22 protein-coding genes are annotated in these 18,109 nt (G+C 57.9%); 8 read left to right on the plus strand and 14 right to left on the minus strand.

The features are described 5' to 3' along the window. Positions 1 to 12 precede the first annotated feature (12 nt). The 7 genes from ahcY to RDL77_RS03995 all read right to left on the minus strand — a co-directional run bounded on the left by ahcY (position 13) and on the right by RDL77_RS03995 (position 6,381). Positions 13 to 1,413, minus strand: coding sequence for an adenosylhomocysteinase (gene ahcY / locus RDL77_RS03965; RefSeq protein ID WP_223613974.1), 1,401 nt, complete (start codon positions 1,411 to 1,413; stop codon positions 13 to 15). Between the two features lie 142 nt (positions 1,414 to 1,555). Then, entirely contained in the window at positions 1,556 to 2,383 is an 828-nt protein-coding gene (locus RDL77_RS03970) for a glutamate racemase (RefSeq protein WP_288191876.1), read from the minus strand. After that, positions 2,355 to 2,669, minus strand: coding sequence for an HPr family phosphocarrier protein (locus RDL77_RS03975; RefSeq protein WP_223613972.1), 315 nt, complete (start codon positions 2,667 to 2,669; stop codon positions 2,355 to 2,357). The genes RDL77_RS03970 and RDL77_RS03975 overlap by 29 nt, the downstream gene beginning before the upstream one ends. Before the next feature lie 13 nt (positions 2,670 to 2,682). Next, a complete protein-coding gene (locus RDL77_RS03980) occupies positions 2,683 to 3,084 on the minus strand; it encodes a PTS sugar transporter subunit IIA (RefSeq protein ID WP_091879322.1) in 402 nt (133 codons plus the stop codon). A 184-nt stretch (positions 3,085 to 3,268) separates the two neighbouring features. Next, positions 3,269 to 3,727, minus strand: a complete 459-nt coding sequence (locus RDL77_RS03985) for an HPr kinase/phosphorylase (protein WP_223613971.1) — start codon at positions 3,725 to 3,727, stop codon at positions 3,269 to 3,271. Next, entirely contained in the window at positions 3,727 to 5,514 is a 1,788-nt protein-coding gene (locus RDL77_RS03990; RefSeq protein ID WP_288191878.1) for a sensor histidine kinase, read from the minus strand. The genes RDL77_RS03985 and RDL77_RS03990 overlap by 1 nt, the downstream gene beginning before the upstream one ends. Positions 5,515 to 5,661: 147 nt before the next feature. After that, positions 5,662 to 6,381 (minus strand): response regulator transcription factor, encoded by a 720-nt coding sequence (locus tag RDL77_RS03995; protein WP_288191879.1) that lies wholly within the window; start codon positions 6,379 to 6,381, stop codon positions 5,662 to 5,664. Positions 6,382 to 6,711: 330 nt separating this feature from the next. Between RDL77_RS03995 and RDL77_RS04000 the strand changes: the two genes are divergently transcribed. The 5 genes from RDL77_RS04000 (at position 6,712) to RDL77_RS04020 (ending at position 10,747) form a co-directional block, all read left to right on the plus strand. Next, entirely contained in the window at positions 6,712 to 7,104 is a 393-nt protein-coding gene (locus RDL77_RS04000) for a GFA family protein (protein ID WP_288191880.1), read from the plus strand. Between the two features lie 223 nt (positions 7,105 to 7,327). Then, the gene (locus tag RDL77_RS04005; protein WP_288191881.1) at positions 7,328 to 8,941 is read left to right on the plus strand and encodes a phosphoenolpyruvate carboxykinase; all 1,614 of its coding nucleotides are present in this window, start codon (positions 7,328 to 7,330) and stop codon (positions 8,939 to 8,941) included. 111 nt (positions 8,942 to 9,052) lie between these two features. Next, positions 9,053 to 9,490: an alternative ribosome rescue aminoacyl-tRNA hydrolase ArfB gene (gene arfB / locus RDL77_RS04010; protein WP_288191882.1), complete on the plus strand. Its 438-nt coding sequence runs from the start codon at positions 9,053 to 9,055 to the stop codon at positions 9,488 to 9,490. 109 nt (positions 9,491 to 9,599) lie between these two features. Further along, positions 9,600 to 10,058, plus strand: a complete 459-nt coding sequence (lysM, locus tag RDL77_RS04015; protein WP_288191883.1) for a peptidoglycan-binding protein LysM — start codon at positions 9,600 to 9,602, stop codon at positions 10,056 to 10,058. 74 nt (positions 10,059 to 10,132) lie between these two features. Further along, entirely contained in the window at positions 10,133 to 10,747 is a 615-nt protein-coding gene (locus RDL77_RS04020) for an alpha-ketoglutarate-dependent dioxygenase AlkB (protein WP_288191884.1), read from the plus strand. Here the strand turns inward: RDL77_RS04020 and coaA are convergent. The 7 genes from coaA to hisB are packed head-to-tail and all read right to left on the minus strand — an operon-like array spanning position 10,734 to position 15,379. Continuing rightward, positions 10,734 to 11,690 (minus strand): type I pantothenate kinase, encoded by a 957-nt coding sequence (coaA, locus tag RDL77_RS04025; RefSeq protein ID WP_105734125.1) that lies wholly within the window; start codon positions 11,688 to 11,690, stop codon positions 10,734 to 10,736. The genes RDL77_RS04020 and coaA overlap by 14 nt on opposite strands. Before the next feature lie 53 nt (positions 11,691 to 11,743). Continuing rightward, positions 11,744 to 12,067 carry a phosphoribosyl-ATP diphosphatase gene (locus RDL77_RS04030; protein ID WP_223613964.1) on the minus strand — a complete coding sequence of 108 codons (324 nt, stop codon included), beginning with the start codon at positions 12,065 to 12,067 and terminating at the stop codon, positions 11,744 to 11,746. Continuing rightward, entirely contained in the window at positions 12,067 to 12,870 is an 804-nt protein-coding gene (gene hisF, locus RDL77_RS04035) for an imidazole glycerol phosphate synthase subunit HisF (protein ID WP_288191885.1), read from the minus strand. Before hisF ends, RDL77_RS04030 begins: the two co-directional genes overlap by 1 nt. After that, positions 12,867 to 13,610, minus strand: a complete 744-nt coding sequence (hisA, locus tag RDL77_RS04040; RefSeq protein WP_288191886.1) for a 1-(5-phosphoribosyl)-5-[(5-phosphoribosylamino)methylideneamino]imidazole-4-carboxamide isomerase — start codon at positions 13,608 to 13,610, stop codon at positions 12,867 to 12,869. The genes hisF and hisA overlap by 4 nt, the downstream gene beginning before the upstream one ends. Further along, entirely contained in the window at positions 13,607 to 14,257 is a 651-nt protein-coding gene (gene hisH / locus RDL77_RS04045; protein WP_223613961.1) for an imidazole glycerol phosphate synthase subunit HisH, read from the minus strand. Before hisH ends, hisA begins: the two co-directional genes overlap by 4 nt. A 2-nt stretch (positions 14,258 to 14,259) precedes the next feature. Continuing rightward, positions 14,260 to 14,754 carry a DUF2628 domain-containing protein gene (locus RDL77_RS04050; RefSeq protein WP_288191887.1) on the minus strand — a complete coding sequence of 165 codons (495 nt, stop codon included), beginning with the start codon at positions 14,752 to 14,754 and terminating at the stop codon, positions 14,260 to 14,262. Positions 14,755 to 14,770: 16 nt separating this feature from the next. After that, positions 14,771 to 15,379: an imidazoleglycerol-phosphate dehydratase HisB gene (hisB, locus tag RDL77_RS04055; protein WP_288191888.1), complete on the minus strand. Its 609-nt coding sequence runs from the start codon at positions 15,377 to 15,379 to the stop codon at positions 14,771 to 14,773. Between the two features lie 204 nt (positions 15,380 to 15,583). On the opposite strand from hisB, the gene hslV reads away from it, so the two are divergent. From hslV to hslU, 3 genes are read left to right on the plus strand one after another with little or no spacing between them, the layout of a single operon-like run. Continuing rightward, positions 15,584 to 16,138, plus strand: coding sequence for an ATP-dependent protease subunit HslV (gene hslV, locus RDL77_RS04060; protein ID WP_105734132.1), 555 nt, complete (start codon positions 15,584 to 15,586; stop codon positions 16,136 to 16,138). Next, positions 16,128 to 16,643 (plus strand): GNAT family N-acetyltransferase, encoded by a 516-nt coding sequence (locus RDL77_RS04065; protein WP_288191889.1) that lies wholly within the window; start codon positions 16,128 to 16,130, stop codon positions 16,641 to 16,643. Before hslV ends, RDL77_RS04065 begins: the two co-directional genes overlap by 11 nt. Beyond that, complete coding sequence (gene hslU, locus RDL77_RS04070) at positions 16,643 to 17,950, plus strand: ATP-dependent protease ATPase subunit HslU (protein ID WP_223613957.1); 1,308 nt, start codon at positions 16,643 to 16,645, stop codon at positions 17,948 to 17,950. The genes RDL77_RS04065 and hslU overlap by 1 nt, the downstream gene beginning before the upstream one ends. Positions 17,951 to 18,109: the final 159 nt, after the last annotated feature.

Here is an 18,109-nt window from a genome sequence, read left to right on the forward strand (position 1 = left end):
CTGGTTAACAGATTAATATCTGTAGTGGTCCGACTTGAAAGGACCATTCGGTGTGACACCGATATAGGCAGCCTGTTCGTCCGAAAGGGTCGTCAATTTCGCACCAAGCTTATCGAGATGCAGGCGCGCGACCTTTTCATCGAGATGCTTCGGCAGGACGTAGACCTCATTCTTGTACTGCTCACCGCGGCTGTAGAGCTCGATCTGAGCCAGAACCTGGTTGGTGAACGATGCGGACATGACGAAGCTCGGATGTCCCGTTGCGTTGCCCAGATTGAGCAGACGGCCTTCGGAGAGAAGCAGCATGCGCTTGCCGTCCGGGAACGAGATCATGTCGACCTGCGGCTTGATGTTGTTCCACTTGAGGTTGCGCAGTGCCGAGACCTGGATCTCGTTGTCGAAGTGACCGATGTTACCGACGATCACCATGTCCTTCATCTTGCGCATGTCATCGAGCTTGATGACATCCTTGTTGCCGGTCGTGGTGATGATGATGTCGGCGGTCGGTGCGGCATCTTCAAGCGTGACCACTTCGAAACCGTCCATCGCAGCCTGCAGCGCGCAGATCGGATCAACTTCCGTGACCTTGACGCGTGCCCCGGCACCGAGGAGCGACTGGGCCGAACCCTTGCCCACGTCACCGTAACCGCAAACCACGGCAACCTTGCCGGCCATCATGACGTCGGTGGCGCGGCGGATGCCGTCCACCAGCGATTCCTTGCAGCCATACTTGTTGTCGAACTTCGACTTGGTAACGCTGTCGTTGACGTTGATTGCCGGGAAAGGCAGGAGGCCCTTCTTCTGCAACTGGTACAGACGGTTCACACCGGTTGTCGTTTCTTCCGTGACGCCCTTGATCGCATCGCGCTGCTTGGTGAAGAAGCCCGGCGTTTCCTTCATGCGCTTCTTGATCTGCGCAAAGAGGATCTCTTCCTCTTCGCTGCCCGGATTGGACAGAACGTCCTCACCGGCTTCAGCGCGCGCGCCGATCAGAATGTACATGGTGGCATCGCCGCCATCATCGAGGATCATGTTGGAAGGCTGGCCATCCGGCCACTGGAAAATCTTGTCGGTATAGGTCCAGTATTCTTCCAGTGTTTCGCCCTTGACGGCGAAAACCGGCGTTCCGGTGGCTGCGATTGCCGCTGCCGCATGATCCTGAGTCGAGAAGATATTGCACGATGCCCAGCGCACGGTTGCACCCAGGGCCTGCAGCGTTTCGATCAGGACCGCGGTCTGGATCGTCATGTGAAGCGAACCGGTGATGCGCGCGCCCTTGAGCGGCTTGGACGTGCCAAACTCTTCGCGGCTGGCCATCAGGCCCGGCATTTCGGTTTCGGCGATTTCAATTTCCTTGCGGCCCCATGCGGCCAGCTCAAGGTCCTTGACTATAAAATCCTGCTTATCGGCCATCTGTTGTCAGCTCCGTCTTTGTTTTTCGGTCCAGCCGCCATTCCGAGGCGACCGGAGGTTGCTGTTGACTATCAGATTAGGGCGGGGCGCACAATGGGATATAAAGAAATCCTTATGCGTGCATATCCGGAGGACGGTTATTTTATTGCAATGGCAGCGAAACAGGACTGACAGGCAGGGCGATCCCCAGTTTTGCCAGCATCGCCCGGAATGCATCCAGCGTATATTCGGCGCTTTCGGTGGCAATGGCGATGGTGGTGCCGCTGCCCTGCGTCCCCGCGCCGATGGTCTGCACGATCGCCTCGGCCGGATCCAGGAACCGGCAGGACGGACGGCTGGCTTCAAAATAGGAACGGAGCCACGGCAGGTGCGTGCTCGACAGGGTAAGTACGTCGATATCCGGATGGCTGCGAAAAACCGCGCCGAGGAAATCATCGACGTTTTGCCGGGTCGCGGCGGCATTGAACAGAAAGTCGCCATTCTCGACAAGGTCGACCATGGACGAGGCATCGATCAGGGCGACGACATCGGGATCACCGGTATGCCTGCCGACAAACTGCCGCAACTGCGGGCTTCCGGTCATCGACTGCACGCCCATGATGCCGACCTTGCCGGTTTGCGTCGTCGCCAGGGCTTCCGCCAGCGGCGGCACAACCCCAAAAAGCGGCACGTTCACCATGGATTTCAGGTCATCCATCACGGTTATCGACGGCACGTTCGAAGCGACGATGATGGCCGAGGGGTCATGCGCCATCAAGAACCGCATCGTCCGGTCCATGACGGACAGCAACTCGCTGCGCGGTTTTCTCCCATAGGGAAAGCTGGCGCGATCGGCGAAATAGAGGATATCCTGCCTGGGAAGCCGCCGCCGGAGCAGATCGACAATGGCATAGCTGCCGATCCCCGCATCAAAGACAGCAATCGGGCTGACGAGCGTCACATCAGGCTTCTTCGCCGAACTTATCGGCAATGAGTGCCCCGAGGGCCATCATCACATCGGTGGCCTGCCGGCCTGAAGCGCTGACCTTGATGCAGCAGCCCGGCGAGGCGGCAAGCATCATCAACCCCATGATGGAGGTTCCACCCACGGTCATGCCGTCTTTCTCGACGCGCACATGGGCGTCGTAACCATCGACGAGCTGGACGAATTTGGCGGAAGCGCGCGCATGCAGCCCGCGCCGGTTGATGATCTCGAAAGATGCAACCAGCGCGTTGTCCGGATCAAACGTGCCGGTCGTTTCTCCTGTCAGGCGCATGCGTGTTCAACCTCTATTTGGCTGTCAGCACCTGACTGGCCACATTGATGTATTTGCGTCCGGCATCCTGCCCCTCGCGCAGCGACGCCGCCATGTCATTGGTGACGCGTACACTCGACAGCTTGATCAGCATGGGCAGATTGACGCCGGCGATAACCTCGATCCGTCCTGATTCCATCACTGAAATGGCCAGATTGGAAGGAGTACCGCCAAACATATCTGTCAAAATGATGACGCCATTGCCGCTATCGGCACGCGCCACCGCATCGACAATGTCGCGCCTGCGTTGCTCCATATCATCATCGGCACCGATTGAGACGGTTTCCAAATATTCCTGCTGACCGACCACATGCTCAACAGCATGATGAAATTCCTCGGCCAGTCTTCCGTGCGTCACAAGCACGAGTCCGATCATTCTGAAACTGCTCCTGTTGCGCCAGCCCATTGGGTTTAGGCTTTTTTCTGCGCATTGAATGCCCCACTTGGCAGGTGTCGCATTTTGGCAGGACGAATCGCGAAGGCAAGCGGAAAAATGACTTGTGCGTGACTGTCAGTCATTTTATCGCAGGTCGTCGGTGCAACTTATTGAGTTACAACAATTATTTTTTCCATACCTGCCGAAACAGCCTGGCTTCGATAGCCCGGCAGGCGGCATCTATCTCGCATTTTGGCAGAATTAGATGCCCGATTGCGACGCCTTGCAGATGCGTTGCTGCATCTTCGCCGAACCGAACCGATTGGTTCGGTTCGACAAGATCAACCAGGAGATGGAGAATGGCACTTTCCTCGAAATCCGCCAGATGCAATCCGGAGCCGCGCACTTCCAATCCACCCCGCAAAATGCCGGGAGCCGTGCAGAGCAGACGCCCCGACGTTTCCCGCACGGCGCATTGATCATCGCTGACCAGGGCGGCAAACATACCTCCATAAGACGCGCGGTCCATCAGCGCCCGCACGACGGAGGATTTCCCCGAACCGGAGGCGCCACGGATGAGGACGCCGTGTTCGCCCACAAGCACGGCACTGCCATGGATCAATTCGCCTTCGTCGTCCCGCATCAGATCTCGACCGGGAGAATCGCGGTGAAGCGGGCACCGAGATAGTTGTCGGGATCATTGGGATCGATAATGTTCTCCGCATTCAACGTGCCGCCATGCGCCTCGATGATCTGGCGGCTGATGGAGAGTCCAAGGCCGGAGTTCTGACCGAAAGCTTCGCCTGACGGGCGATCCGTGTAGAAACGCTCGAAAATGCGGTCGATCTGTTCGACGCGAATGCCCGGACCATTGTCTTCAACCAGAATGCGCACCCGGTCGCCCATATGCTGCAGCGAGACCGTGATAATGCCATGCTCTTCCGGCACGAACGAACGTGCATTCTCGATGAGATTGGAAACGACCTGGCCGAGACGCAGATCATGGCCAACCACGAAGAAGCCCTTCTTGTTGGTCGGCAGCTTGCCGACGACAAATTCGATCTGCGTATCCTTCTTGTTGCGCCGCACTTCGCGCGCAGCGGTCACGAGATTGCCCAGCAGGAACTTGAGATCGACATGTTCGGAATCTTCGCGTGCCAGCTCCGCATCGAGACGTGACGCATCGGAAATATCCGTGATCAAGCGATCCAGCCGCCGCACATCGTGCTGGATTACATCCATCAGGCGCTTGCGCGAATCATCATTCCTGGCCAGCGGCAGCGTCTCCACGGCGCTTCGCAATGATGTCAGCGGGTTTTTCAATTCGTGGCTGACATCGGCGGCAAAGCTCTCGATCGATTCGATGCGGGCATAGAGCGCATTGGTCATGTCGCGGATGGAGGTGGAGAGATGGCCGATTTCGTCCTGGCGCTCGGAAAAATCCGGAATTTCCTCACGGTTCTTCACGCCGTGACGCACGCGGTCCGCCGCCGCCGCAAGACGGCGCAGCGGATTGGCAATGGTCGATGCCAGAAACAATGAGAGAATGGCCATAACCAGCGCCGCGACGGTAAACACCCGGATAATGGCATAACGTTCGCCCTGCACGATCTTGTCGATATCGCCGCCTTCCGTGGAAAGCAGAAGCACCCCAAGAACAGCGCGGAAGCGCTGGATCGGGACCGCAACCGAAACAATCTGCTCGCCCTTTTCCGTCATGCGCACGAAGGTGGCGGGCTGTCCCGTCAAGGCTTTCACAATTTCAGGAAAGGAAGCGCCATTGCCGCCGGGTTGTTCCTGATAGATCGGCAAATCGCTCCGGCGCAGCAACCGGGTCATCCGGTTGGTCAACCGCTCGAGAAAACTGGGCTCATCGCCATCGATCGGCGGCAATTCGTACCGTAACACCTGCCCGCGGGAGTAGAGATGGCGAGAATCCAGCAAAAGATTCGAATCGCGGTCATAAATGCGTGCACGGGTGCGGGTCGGCTGGATCAGTTGGCGCAGGACAGGGGCCACGCGCTCCGGATTGATGGGAAAATCGAGATTATCCAGCACATCGGGCGACGGCGTTATGCTCTGTCCAGCCTGCAATTCCAGCAATTTTTCAGGGTCGACGGTGATGGAATTCGTATCGACCGTCGCTTCCGACGCGATGGCGGCCGCGATGATCTCGCCCTGCGTCATCAGGCTTTCAACGCGGGCATCGATCAGCCCGTCACGGAACTGATTGAGATACATGATGCCGGACAAAAGCACCGCAAGACCGGCGAGGTTGAGAAAGAGAATGCGGCGGGTGAGGCTGGAAAACAGGGAGTTGCCGAAGAGCCGATTGAGCGGCTGCAGCAACCGCCTCAAGGCGAGCGAACGCTTCCGGCGCATGACGGCGCTCTTGCGCGTAACATTGCTGCCTTGGAGTCCGGCTACCATTTCTGCCTCAGAGTATCGTAAATTGGGCTGCCTCATCGCACTCAAAATGCGCTGAGACAATCTTATTGTACTGCGGATCACGCATGGTTGACATTCCTACGCGTGATCGCCCGCCCATTTATACGCAAACAACAGGAACAATCAGAATCAAGTTTCGCGGAAGCGATACCCGACACCATAGAGTGTTTCGATCATATCGAAGTCGTCGTCGACAACCTTGAACTTCTTGCGCAGGCGCTTGATGTGGCTGTCAATGGTCCGGTCATCCACATAGACCTGTTCGTCATAGGCTGCATCCATCAGCGCATCACGGCTTTTGACGACGCCCGGACGCTGCGCCAGGGAATGCAGGATAAGGAACTCGGTGACCGTCAGGGTCACCGGCTCACCCATCCAGGTGCAGGTATGCCGTTCCTGGTCCATGACAAGCTGACCGCGCTCCAGCGACTTGGCCTGAGGGCTGCCAGGCTTTGCCACACCTTCGCGCGCAGCGACCCGGCGCAGCACCGCCTTGACGCGCTCGACCAGAAGCCGCTGCGAGAACGGCTTTGTAATGAAGTCATCGGCGCCCATCTTGAGGCCGAAGAGCTCATCGATCTCGTCATCCTTGGACGTCAGGAAGATCACCGGCAAATCGGATTTCTGGCGCAGGCGACGCAGGAGTTCCATACCGTCCATCCGCGGCATCTTGATATCGAAAATGGCCAGATTGGGCGGACGTGCCATCAACCCATCGAGTGCAGACGCGCCATCGGTGTAGGTCTCGACGCGGTAACCTTCCGATTCAAGCGCAATCGATACGGACGTCAGAATGTTGCGATCGTCATCAACGAGCGCAATGGTCTGCATTGCGGGTACTTCCCTCATGCCCTGCTTTTCCTTGTTTAAAAGGTTAAATCCGACCGTGCTTGTGCCGGACAAATTGGGTACAAAATGTGGCACAGATCAAAACTCGTGTCACCCTTTGTGATTTCCGCATGACGGCCGCAGGCAATTGCCCGCGACATCTGCAGTGATTTCTTCCCGGTGTATGACGACAAAAGCGCACGGCATTGCCGGGTAACAAGCCGATTGTATAAACCTATTCAGGGATACGCGCTTTGGATGTATTTGGTTTCTGGCCCTTGGCGGTCAATTGCCATGACAGCGCTGTTCGTCGTAAACATTCCACCCGCTCGACTTCAGAGGAGGTGCAGCATGGACCGATTCACCGGTGGTTGCCTGTGCGGCAACGTTCGGTTTGTAGCGTCAGGGCTTCCATACCGGGTCGGCCTTTGTCACTGTCTCGACTGCCGCAAGCATCATGGAGCCCTTTTCCATGCGTCGGCGATATTCCCACGGGATGCGGTGACGATCGACGGTGAAACGCGCGACTACGCCGGGCGGTTTTTCTGTCCCCGCTGCGGCTCGTCCATTTTTGCGTGCACCGCAGACGAAATCGAAGTGAACCTCGGCTCGCTGGATGCCCCCGACCAACTGAAGCCCACCTATGAACTCTGGACCGTCCGTCGCGAGTCCTGGTTGCCGCCATTTCCGCTCGCGAAACGATACGACCGCGATCGTGACACAGTGAGCCGTTTCGAAGAATAGGTCGCACGTCCTGTGCGCGGATGAAACCAGTGGCAGCGCTGCCCTGTGGATTTTGCCGATTTAAAACGATTTAAAAGAAATTTAAATTCTTTAAATCGATTAAACATTTGATACTGCTCATTTTTTCTGCTTTTGACCAGATGTAACCGCATTCATGCTGGAAGATGCATGAGGCGGCACATCTGAATTCGACCCCTGAACCTTCTTAAACAACGGCGGACACATGACTAGAGAGACCGGTATCCATAACGCGGCCATCGCGCTCGGCACCTCAGGCTTGAAGGAGCTTTCAGCGGTCTATTATAATTTCGGGGCCGCTGAGCTCTATGAGGAGACATTGCGGCGCGGCGAAGCGCAACTGACAGCACAGGGAGCGCTGGTCGCAAGAACAGGCCAGCACACTGGTCGCTCGCCGAAAGACAAGTTTGTCGTGCGCGATGCATCGACGGAAAATCACGTCTGGTGGGACAACAATGCCCCGATGACCCCGGAAGCTTTCGCCCTGCTTTATGCGGATTTTGCCGAGCATGCCAAAGGCAAGGAAGTGTTCGTCCAGGACCTCATCGGCGGTGCGGACACTGATTACAGCCTGAACACGCGCGTTATCACCGAATTCGCCTGGCATTCGCTGTTCATCCGCAATCTTCTGATCCGGCCGGATCGCGATGCGCTGGCAAGTTTCGTGCCCAAGATGACGATTATCGACCTGCCGTCGTTCCGCGCCGACCCCAAGCGGCATGGAACACGCACGGAAACGGTCATTGCCGTCGACTTGACGCGGATGATCGTTCTCATCGGCGGTTCGGCCTATGCCGGCGAAATGAAGAAATCGGTTTTCACCGCGCTGAACTATCTCCTGCCTGCAAAGGGCGTCATGCCCATGCACTGCTCGGCCAATGAAGGTCCGGCTGGCGATACAGCCGTCTTTTTCGGCCTTTCCGGCACCGGCAAAACGACACTTTCGGCTGATCCGTCGCGGACATTGATCGGCGATGACGAACACGGCTGGGGCGAGCACGGCGTTTTCAACTTCGAGGGCGGCTGCTATGCCAAGACAATCCGTCTCTCGGCCGAAGCCGAACCGGAAATCTACGCAACGACGCAGCGTTTCGGTACGGTGCTCGAAAATGTCGTGCTTGATGAAAACCGCGTTCCGGATTTCAACGATGGCTCCCTGACTGAAAACACCCGCTGCGCCTATCCTCTGGATTTCATTCCGAATGCATCCAAGACCGGCAAGGCAAGCCATCCGAAGAACATCATCATGCTGACGGCGGATGCTTTCGGCGTAATGCCGCCCATTGCCAAGCTGACACCGGCGCAGGCCATGTACCACTTCCTGTCCGGCTACACCGCAAAGGTCGCCGGTACTGAACGCGGTGTAACGGAACCGGAAGCCACCTTCTCGACCTGCTTCGGCGCACCGTTCATGCCGCGCCACCCCTCCGAATATGGCAATCTGCTGCGTCAGCTCATCGCCGAACACGGCGTTGACTGCTGGCTGGTAAACACCGGATGGACCGGCGGCGCCTATGGAACAGGCAAGCGCATGCCCATCAAGGCAACCCGCGCGCTTCTGACCGCAGCGCTCGACGGTTCGCTCAAAGGCGCCGAGTTCCGCACCGATCCGAACTTCGGTTTTGCCGTGCCTGTGGCTGTTCCAGGCGTGGACGAAGCCATTCTCGATCCGCGCTCGACCTGGGCAGACAAGCAGGCCTATGACTTGCAGGCCAAGAAACTGGTTGACATGTTCGTCGTCAATTTCGGCAAATTTGAAAGCCACGTCGATAGCGATATCCGCGCTGCCGCGCCGCACACGCCGGTTGCTGCCGAATAATCCAATGCCCATTGCGCAATCGAGGCCCCGCTGTTTACCAGCGGGGCCTTTTGCTTTTCCATGCCTGGAAAGAACCTTTCCGCCCGGAAAAGATTAGGGTACCAATCCCCTATGGACGAGAACCGCAACCAAATCAAAATCACCAACCGGATCTTCATTTATGAGGATGATCTGGAGGAGAGTTTTATTCGTTCGGCAGGTCCCGGCGGCCAGAACGTCAACAAGGTCTCAACCGCCGTGCAGCTGCGTTTTTTTGCGGCACGGGCTGGTTTGCCCGAGGATGTACTGGCGCGGCTCCTGAAACTGGCCGGGCAGAGAGGCACCAAGGACGGCGATGTGCTTATCGAGGCCAGCCGCTTTCGCACGCAGGAGCGCAACCGGGAAGATGCGCGCGAGCGCATGGTTGCATTGATCGCCAAAGCGGCAGAACCGCCACCGCCGCCGCGCAAGAAAACCAGGCCGACAAAGGGATCCGTCGAGCGCCGTCTCAAAGTAAAAGCAGGACGATCCGATGTGAAAAAGATGCGTGGACGGGTCAAAGGAGATTAGGGTCAGGAACAGAACGTGAGCGACTGTCGTTATTCTTTGCTTTTCAAGATCGATGGGGAATGTAACAACGCTATTCGTCGGTTTGAACAATCAACAAGGAGAGCCAGACATGGGACTATTCGATTTTGTTAAATCAGTCGGCAAGAAAGTCGGCATCGGCAATGACGAGCCACAGGCGGGCGATTTGAAGAAAGAGCTCGATTCGCACAATCTCGGAACGGACAAAGTTGACGTCGTCATCGAAGGTGACAAGGCTATCCTCAAGGGCAGCGTTACCAACCAGGAAATTCTGGAGAAGGCCATCATTGCCGTTGGCAATTCGCTGGGCATTTCCAAAGTCGACACGGGTGCATTGACGGTTGACAACACAACCACCGGTTCTGTGGCCAAGGATCCCGTCTTCTACACGGTCAAGAGCGGCGACAATTTGTGGAAGATCGCGGAAGCGGTCTATGGCAAAGGCAAGGGCGTGAAGAACACTACGATCTTCGAAGCCAACAAACCCATGCTGACCAGCCCGGACAAGATTTATCCCGGCCAGGTTCTGCGTATTCCGTCCATCGACTGATAGCGCCGGTTTCATGCAAAGACCCGGCTTGTCCATAAGTCCGGGTCTTTGCCTCCCTCCCGTCAGGTTATGTCATGCTCCAGCTTGCGCCCGGCATTCGCTACTTCCCGGACTATCTTGACCTGACCGAACAGGCGGCCCTTGTGGACGAAATCAGGTCCATCGTTGCCGAGGCCCCGCTTTATATTCCCGCCATGCCGAGAACCGGCAAGGAAATGAGCGTGCGGATGACCAATTGCGGCGCGCTCGGCTGGGTAACGGACAAGGAACGGGGTTACCGCTATCAGGCCGTTCACCCTGTCACGCAAAAACCCTGGCCCGCCATTCCGTCACGCCTGCTGACCCTCTGGGAGAGGGTCGGAAACTACCCGCTGGCTCCGGAAGCCTGCCTCGTGAATTTTTACGCCGAAACGGCGAAGATGGGATTGCATCAGGACCGCGATGAGCAGAATTTCTCCGCCCCCGTTGTCTCCATATCCCTTGGAGACAGCTGCCTCTTCCGCTTCGGCGGCGTGCAACGCAGCGAGAAGACCCAATCCATCCGCTTGAAAAGCGGCGATGTCATCGTGCTGGGAGACGAAGGCCGGCTGGCCTTCCACGGTGTTGACCGGATCTATCCCGGCACGTCGACGCTGCTGAAAGCCCCGGGCCGGATCAACCTGACGTTGAGGCGGGTCACAGCTTCCTGAGCGCCACTTCCTCGATGAGGTGATTGCCGCCCTTGCGCAAGATCAGGTCAGCGCGCGGCCGGGTCGGCAGGATGTTTTCCTTCAGGTTCTTCAGATTGATGCTGGTCCAAAGGTTTTCGGCAATCGCCAGGGCCGAATCATCAGAGATCGTGGAATAGCGATGGAAGAAGGAGCTGGGATCCTTGAACGCGGTTTCGCGCAACCGCATGAAACGGTTGATGTACCATTTGTGGATCTGGTTTTCGTCCGCGTCGATATAGATCGAGAAGTCGAAGAAATCCGAAACGAACGGCACCATCTTGCCGTCTTCCGGCAGGTCGCGGACCTGCAGCACATTGATACCCTCGAAAATCAGGATGTCGGGTGCATCAACGGTCTGGTACTTGCCTTGCAGCACATCATAGGTCAGATGCGAGTAGAGCGGCGCATTGACATTGCGCTGCCCGGCCTTGATCTGCGACAGGAAGCGCAAAAGCATGCCGACATCATAGCTCTCGGGAAAACCCTTGCGCTCCATCAGGCCCTTTGAGCGCAAAACCTCGTTCGGGTAGAGAAACCCGTCCGTTGTCACCAGATCGACCTTGGGGCTCGAAGGCCAGCGGGCAAGCAGTTCCTTCAGAATGCGGGCCGTCGTCGATTTTCCCACGGCCACGGAGCCGGCAATGCCGATGATGAACGGCGTCTTGAAAGCGTCGCCGGTGTTGAGGAACTGCCGCCGCTGATAGAACAGCAGCTGGCTTGCCTCCACATGGGCCGACAAAAGCCGCGACAGCGAGAGGTAAATCCGGTTCACCTCATCAAGATCGATGGGGTCGCCGAGCGACCGCAGGCGCTTGACCTCGTCATAGGTCAGCGTCATCGGCGTATCGGCACGAAACTCCGCCCAGCGCTCCGCGCTGAAAAACCGGTAGGGTGAAAATTCGCTGGGTGCCAACTGATCCATGACGTCCCCATCCCTTTGCCGTTCAAACGCCTGTGATTTAAACATGGATGCGCTCAACCATGTCCACGGGCGGCTTTTTCTTCAAGTCCGGTCTGTGCCGTACGCCGTTCGAGCTCCGCCAGGACGTCATCAAGCCTGACGCCGGAAAGTCCAAGAACAACAAGAAGATGATAGAGCAAATCGGCGCTTTCCGAAACAACACCTTGCGTGTCGCCGGATACGGCGGCGATAACGGTTTCAACCGCCTCTTCGCCCAGCTTCTGACTCGCCTTCCCGATGCCCTTGGCATAGAGGCTGGCGGTATAGGATTTGGTATCCGATGACGCCGCGCGTTGCGCGACGATCCGTTCCAGATCCGCAAGAGTGAAGCTTGTCATCACGCAACTCCAGTGAATGGGCGAATGGGGTCAAGCCGCATCGGAATGCCGGCCGCGGCCATATGGGCTTTCGCCTCGCCAATCGTATAGGTGCCAAAATGGAAGATGGATGCGGCGAGCACGGCGGTGGCATGACCTTCGAGAATGCCTTGGACCATGTGGTCGAGATTGCCGACACCCCCAGACGCGATCACGGGCACACGCACCGCATCGGCGACGGCCCGGGTCACCGGAATGTCATAGCCGATCTTGGAACCATCGCGATCCATCGATGTCAGAAGGATTTCGCCGGCACCGAGATCGACCACCTTGCGGGCAAACTCAATCGCGTCGATGCCGGTTGCCTGCCGGCCGCCATGGGTGAAAATCTCCCAGCGATCGGTCTCACCGGGCTTCGATACTTTTTTGGCGTCAATTGCCACGACAATGCACTGGTTGCCGAACTTGTCCGCAGCCTCGGCGATGAATTCAGGATTCTTCACCGCTGCGGTATTGATCGAGACCTTGTCCGCGCCGGCAAGCAGCAGCTTGCGGATGTCGGCAACGGTGCGCACACCGCCGCCGACGGTCAGCGGCATGAAGCACTGTTCGGCCGTGCGCGCGACAACGTCAAAGATGGTTTCGCGGTTGTCGGACGAGGCCGTGATGTCGAGGAAGCAAAGTTCGTCGGCACCGGCGGCGTCATAGGCTCTGGCCGCTTCGACGGGATCGCCGGCATCGATGAGATCGACAAAGTTCACGCCTTTGACGACACGTCCGTCCTTCACGTCGAGACAGGGAATAATACGGGCTTTGAGGGTCATGCAGCGCGCTCCCTGGCTTCCCGCAACACCGACAGGGCCTCATGCGGATCGATGCGCCCATCATAAAGCGCCCGCCCGGAAATGGCCCCCTCCAGCTTGCGGGCATCCGGCATGGTCATCCGGACGATATCGGCAATGGAAGCAAGACCGCCTGACGCAATCACCGGTATCGACACCGCTTCGGCCAGCTGCAGCGTCGATTCCCAGTTTATTCCAGCCAGGACACCATCGCGGTCAATATCGGTGTAGATGATTGCCGCGACCCCTGCCCCTTCGAATTTCCGTGCCAACTCGACAACACCCAGGGTGGAGGCTTCGGCCCAGCCCTCAACAGCCACCTTGCCGCCCTTGGCATCGATACCAACGGCCACCTTTCCGGGGAACCTCTTGCACGCTTCGATCACGAGCGCCGGGTCGCGCACCGCGACCGTCCCGAGAATGACGCGGGAAAGCCCCTTGGCCAGCCAGTTTTCGATGTGGTCCAGGGTGCGGATGCCGCCGCCGAGCTGAACGGGATTTTTCGTTGCCTTGAGAATGGATTCAACTGCCGCTCCGTTGACGGACTGGCCGGCGAAAGCGCCATTCAGATCGACCACATGCAGCCATTCAAACCCTTGATCTTCAAAGGATTTTGCCTGTGCGGCCGGATCTTCGTTGTAAACGGTCGCCTGCTCCATATCACCGAGCTTCAGCCGCACGCACTGGCCATCTTTCAGATCAATCGCGGGAAACAAAATCATGGCTGCCACCTCAGAAAATTGGCGATCAGAGCAAGCCCAAGAGCCTGGCTCTTTTCCGGATGAAACTGCGTGCCGGCCATATTGTCATTGGCAACGGCGGCCGTTACCGGCCCGCCGTAATCGGTCACTGCCAGTACATCATTCTCGATTTCAGCGTCGAGAAAATAGGAATGCACGAAATAGGCATGCAGCCCATCCGGGCCCGTCCTGATTCCATCAAACAGCGGGTGCGGCCTGGTGAGCCGAAGGGTGTTCCAGCCGATCTGCGGAATTTTCAGCGTGGGATCGGACGGGACCATTTCGCGGACATCGCCCTTGATCCAGTCGAAACCGGCAGAGACGGTCTTTTCCAGCCCGCGCGACGACATGAGCTGCATGCCGACGCAGATGCCGAGAAACGGTCGTGCCTTCTCCACCGCAACCTCATGGATCGCTTCAGGCATGCCCGGCACCGCATGCAGCCCGCGGCGGCAATCCGCATAGGCGCCAACCCCCGGTAAAACAATGCGATCGGCGGTACGGACCCGTTCAGCGTCGGCGGTCAAATCGATAGTGGCGGCGATGCCGCTTTCCCGCGCCGCCCGTTCAAACGCTTTCGTGGCAGAGCGGAGATTGCCCGACCCGTAATCTATGATGGCAACACGCATGGTCAACGCTCTCCCCGGTAACCGACAAGCCCAAGCATGCCGCCGGCGACCGGCTTTCCCCGCGCGGGGACGGGTGAAGGCACAGCCAGATCGATTGCCGGCAGCACCGGCTCAGGGTCTGCCGCGAACGCCTCACCATGGAAATAGGCCGTCTCGGCGTCGGCAGCAGAGCGCGCATCGATGATCGCAGCCTGATCAAAACCGCGCCGTTCAAGGGCCCTTATCCGCCAATTGTTGGCTTCGCTTGCCACCAGCAGGGCAAGCAGCGCTGCGACGATTTCCGCCAGGCTGCCGTGCCCCGTATAGGAACCGACAATGGAGATGGCTGCAACAGCCGCAAACACCAGAGCCGCTTCGAACCACAGGCGATTGAACAACAGCCAGGGGACCGGCAGGAAAAACGCGATGAGTGCAAAACCGTCGCGGATAACGACGGTCTTGTCATCTTGCCGCTGGTTGTCCTGCAACGGCGGTACCAAAACAATATAACTGGTCATATCCCAGCCCTTCTTCTCAGCCGTTCAACGAACCCTTGGTTGAAGGGATGACGCCCTTCTGGCGCGGGTCCGCCTCGATAGCCGTGCGCAGGGTGCGTGCGACCGCCTTGAAACAGGTTTCGGCGATATGGTGGTTGTTGGCACCATAGAGATTGGACACATGCAATGTGATACCCGCATTCTGCGCCAGCGCCTGGAAAAACTCGCGCACCAGCTCCGTATCGAATGTGCCGATCTTCGGAGCGGAAAACTGCACCTGCCAGACCAGGAAAGGGCGGCCGGAGACGTCCAATGCCGCGCGCGTCAGTGTTTCGTCCATGGCAAGGTCGAGCGAAGCATAGCGGTTGATACCGCGCCGCTCGCCAAGCGCCCTGGCAATCGCCTGGCCGATGGCAATGCCGGTATCTTCGACCGTGTGGTGATCATCGATATGCAGATCCCCCTTGGCCTTGATGTCCATATCGATCAGCGAATGGCGGGACAGCTGTTCCAGCATATGGTCGAAAAAACCCACTCCGGTGGAAATGTCAAACGAGCCCGTTCCATCCAGATCGACCGAAACGGCAATACTGGTTTCCTTGGTGGTCCGCTCTACTTTCGCAATCCGCATGCTGGCACTGGTCATCCCTGTTTCCCGTCGTCTGGGTTTCGCAAAAACGGCATTAATGCTGGCCTTCTAGATCAGGATTGACGAATCTCCAAATGCTTTGATGGCGCAGGTTCAACTCCAGATTTGCAATTCCAGAGCGGCATCATACATAAGTTGCACAGAAGGGGTTCGATCTGCTGCCATTTGGGGCATAGTCGGACCTGCTTGAAGGAGAATCGAATGCAAGAACACAACCCTTCCACCATGTATGGCACCACGATCGTCACGGTCCGCAAGGGCGGCAAAGTGGTCATCGCAGGCGACGGCCAGGTCAGCCTCGGCAATACGGTCATGAAAGGCAATGCGCGCAAAGTGCGCCGTATCGGCAAAGGCAATGTCATTGCCGGATTTGCCGGTGCGACCGCCGATGCCTTCACCCTGCTCGAACGGCTTGAAAGCAAGCTCGAACAGTATCCCGACCAGTTGATGCGCGCCTGTGTCGAGCTTGCCAAGGACTGGCGCACCGATCGTTATCTGCGCCGCCTCGAAGCGATGATGCTGGTGGCCGACAAATCCATCACGCTTGCGTTGACCGGCAATGGCGACGTGCTTGAACCGGAACACGGTATCATGGCCATCGGCTCGGGCGGCAACTATGCCCTGGCAGCCGCGCGTGCGCTTGTCGACACCGACAAGACCGCCGAAGAGATTGCCCGCAAGGCCATGGAGATAGCTGCGGATATCTGCATCTTCACCAATACGAGTGTAACGCTCGAGACGATCGATGCCGAGTGAGCCATCCTACCGCTTCAGGCCGTTGGAGCCGGCCGATCTGGATCTGATTTCAGGTTGGCTGGCTGAGCCGCACGTGGCGCAATGGTGGGGCAATGATCCCAAGGAAGAGTTCAACGCCATTGCGGCGCATATGGACAGCATATCCGTCGAGCCATTCATCATCATGCTGGATGAACGGCCCATCGGCTACCTGCAAACCTATGATCCGCATTTGGAAGATGAGCATCCCTATCAGGATCAGCCAACAGGCACGCTGGGCCTTGATCAGTTCATTGGCGAACCGGATCTGCTCAATGCAGGACATGGGTCGCGCCTGATCGACGAGTTTGTTTCCCTGCTCTTCGAAGAAGGTGTGCCGCGCGTGATCCTCGATCCGGACCCGGCCAATGCGCGCGCGATCAAAGCCTATACCAAGGCGGGTTTTATCCCTTTCGATACCCGCACATCCATTTACGGCCCTGCCCTGATGATGGCACGGGACAATCCAGATGAAATGAGACCATGATGACAACCTTTTCTCCCCGCGAAATCGTCTCTGAACTCGACCGGTTCATTATCGGCCAGAAGGACGCAAAACGTGCCGTCGCCATTGCCCTGCGCAACCGCTGGCGCCGCCAGCAGCTTGAAGGGCAGATGCGCGAAGAAGTCATGCCCAAGAACATTCTGATGATCGGACCCACCGGCGTCGGCAAGACGGAAATCTCCCGCCGCCTCGCCCGTCTGGCCGGCGCGCCGTTCATCAAGGTGGAAGCCACCAAATTCACCGAGGTCGGTTATGTCGGCCGCGACGTTGAACAGATCATCCGCGATCTGGTTGAGGTTGCCATTGGCCTCGTTCGCGAAAAGAAGCGCGAAGATGTCAAGGCGAAAGCCCACCTCAATGCGGAAGAACGCGTTCTCGATGCCCTCGTCGGCAAGACCGCCAGCCCGGCAACCCGGGATTCGTTCCGCAAGAAACTGCGCGATGGTCTGATCGATGACAAGGAAATCGAAGTCGAAGTGGCTGACACCGGTTCGGGCATGCCCAATTTCGAACTGCCGGGCATGCCGGGCGCCAATATCGGCGTGCTCAATTTGAGCGACATGCTGGGCAAGGCCATGGGCGGACGCACCAAGACCATCAAGACAACGGTCAAGGAATCCTACGGCGTTCTGATCAATGACGAGTCCGACAAGCTGCTCGATCAGGACCAGATCACGCAGGAAGCACTGCGCTCTGCGGAAAATGACGGCATCGTCTTCCTCGACGAGATCGACAAGATTGCCGCCCGCGATGGCGGCATGGGTGCCGGCGTGTCGCGTGAAGGCGTGCAGCGTGATCTGCTGCCGCTTGTTGAAGGTACAACCGTTGCAACAAAATACGGCCCGATCAAAACGGATCATATCCTGTTCATCGCATCCGGTGCCTTCCACGTGTCCAAGCCATCCGACCTTCTGCCGGAATTGCAGGGCCGTCTGCCGATCCGCGTGGAACTGAGCGCCCTGACACGCGATGACATGCGCCGGATCCTCACCGAGCCGGAAGCCAGTCTGCTCAAGCAGTACATCGCTCTTCTGGCAACGGAAGAGGTGAAGCTTGAAATCACCGACGATGCGATCGATGCTCTGGCCGATATTGCCGTTGATCTCAATTCAACGGTCGAGAATATCGGCGCACGCCGCCTGCAGACGGTCATGGAGCGTGTGCTCGACGACATCTCGTTCAACGCCCCTGACAAGGCCGGCGCCGAATATACCATCGACGCCAAGTATGTGCGTGAAACGGTCGGCGATCTCGCCAAGAACAGCGACCTGTCGCGGTTCATCCTCTAACCGTGTGACAGATAAGCATCGCTCCGGGCTTATTTACCGATGCCCCCTCGACTTCCGAGGGGGCATTTTTTATTTTCGCGCACCTCCGGCTGGAACCTGTTAAGGGAGGTTGTGCTTAAGCATCTCCCCGGGCGGGCCACCGTTCATCTGACTTGATCG

Origin of the sequence: uncultured Phyllobacterium sp., from assembly GCF_902479695.1 — a bacterium.
GTDB classification, from domain to species: domain Bacteria; phylum Pseudomonadota; class Alphaproteobacteria; order Rhizobiales; family Rhizobiaceae; genus Phyllobacterium; species Phyllobacterium calauticae.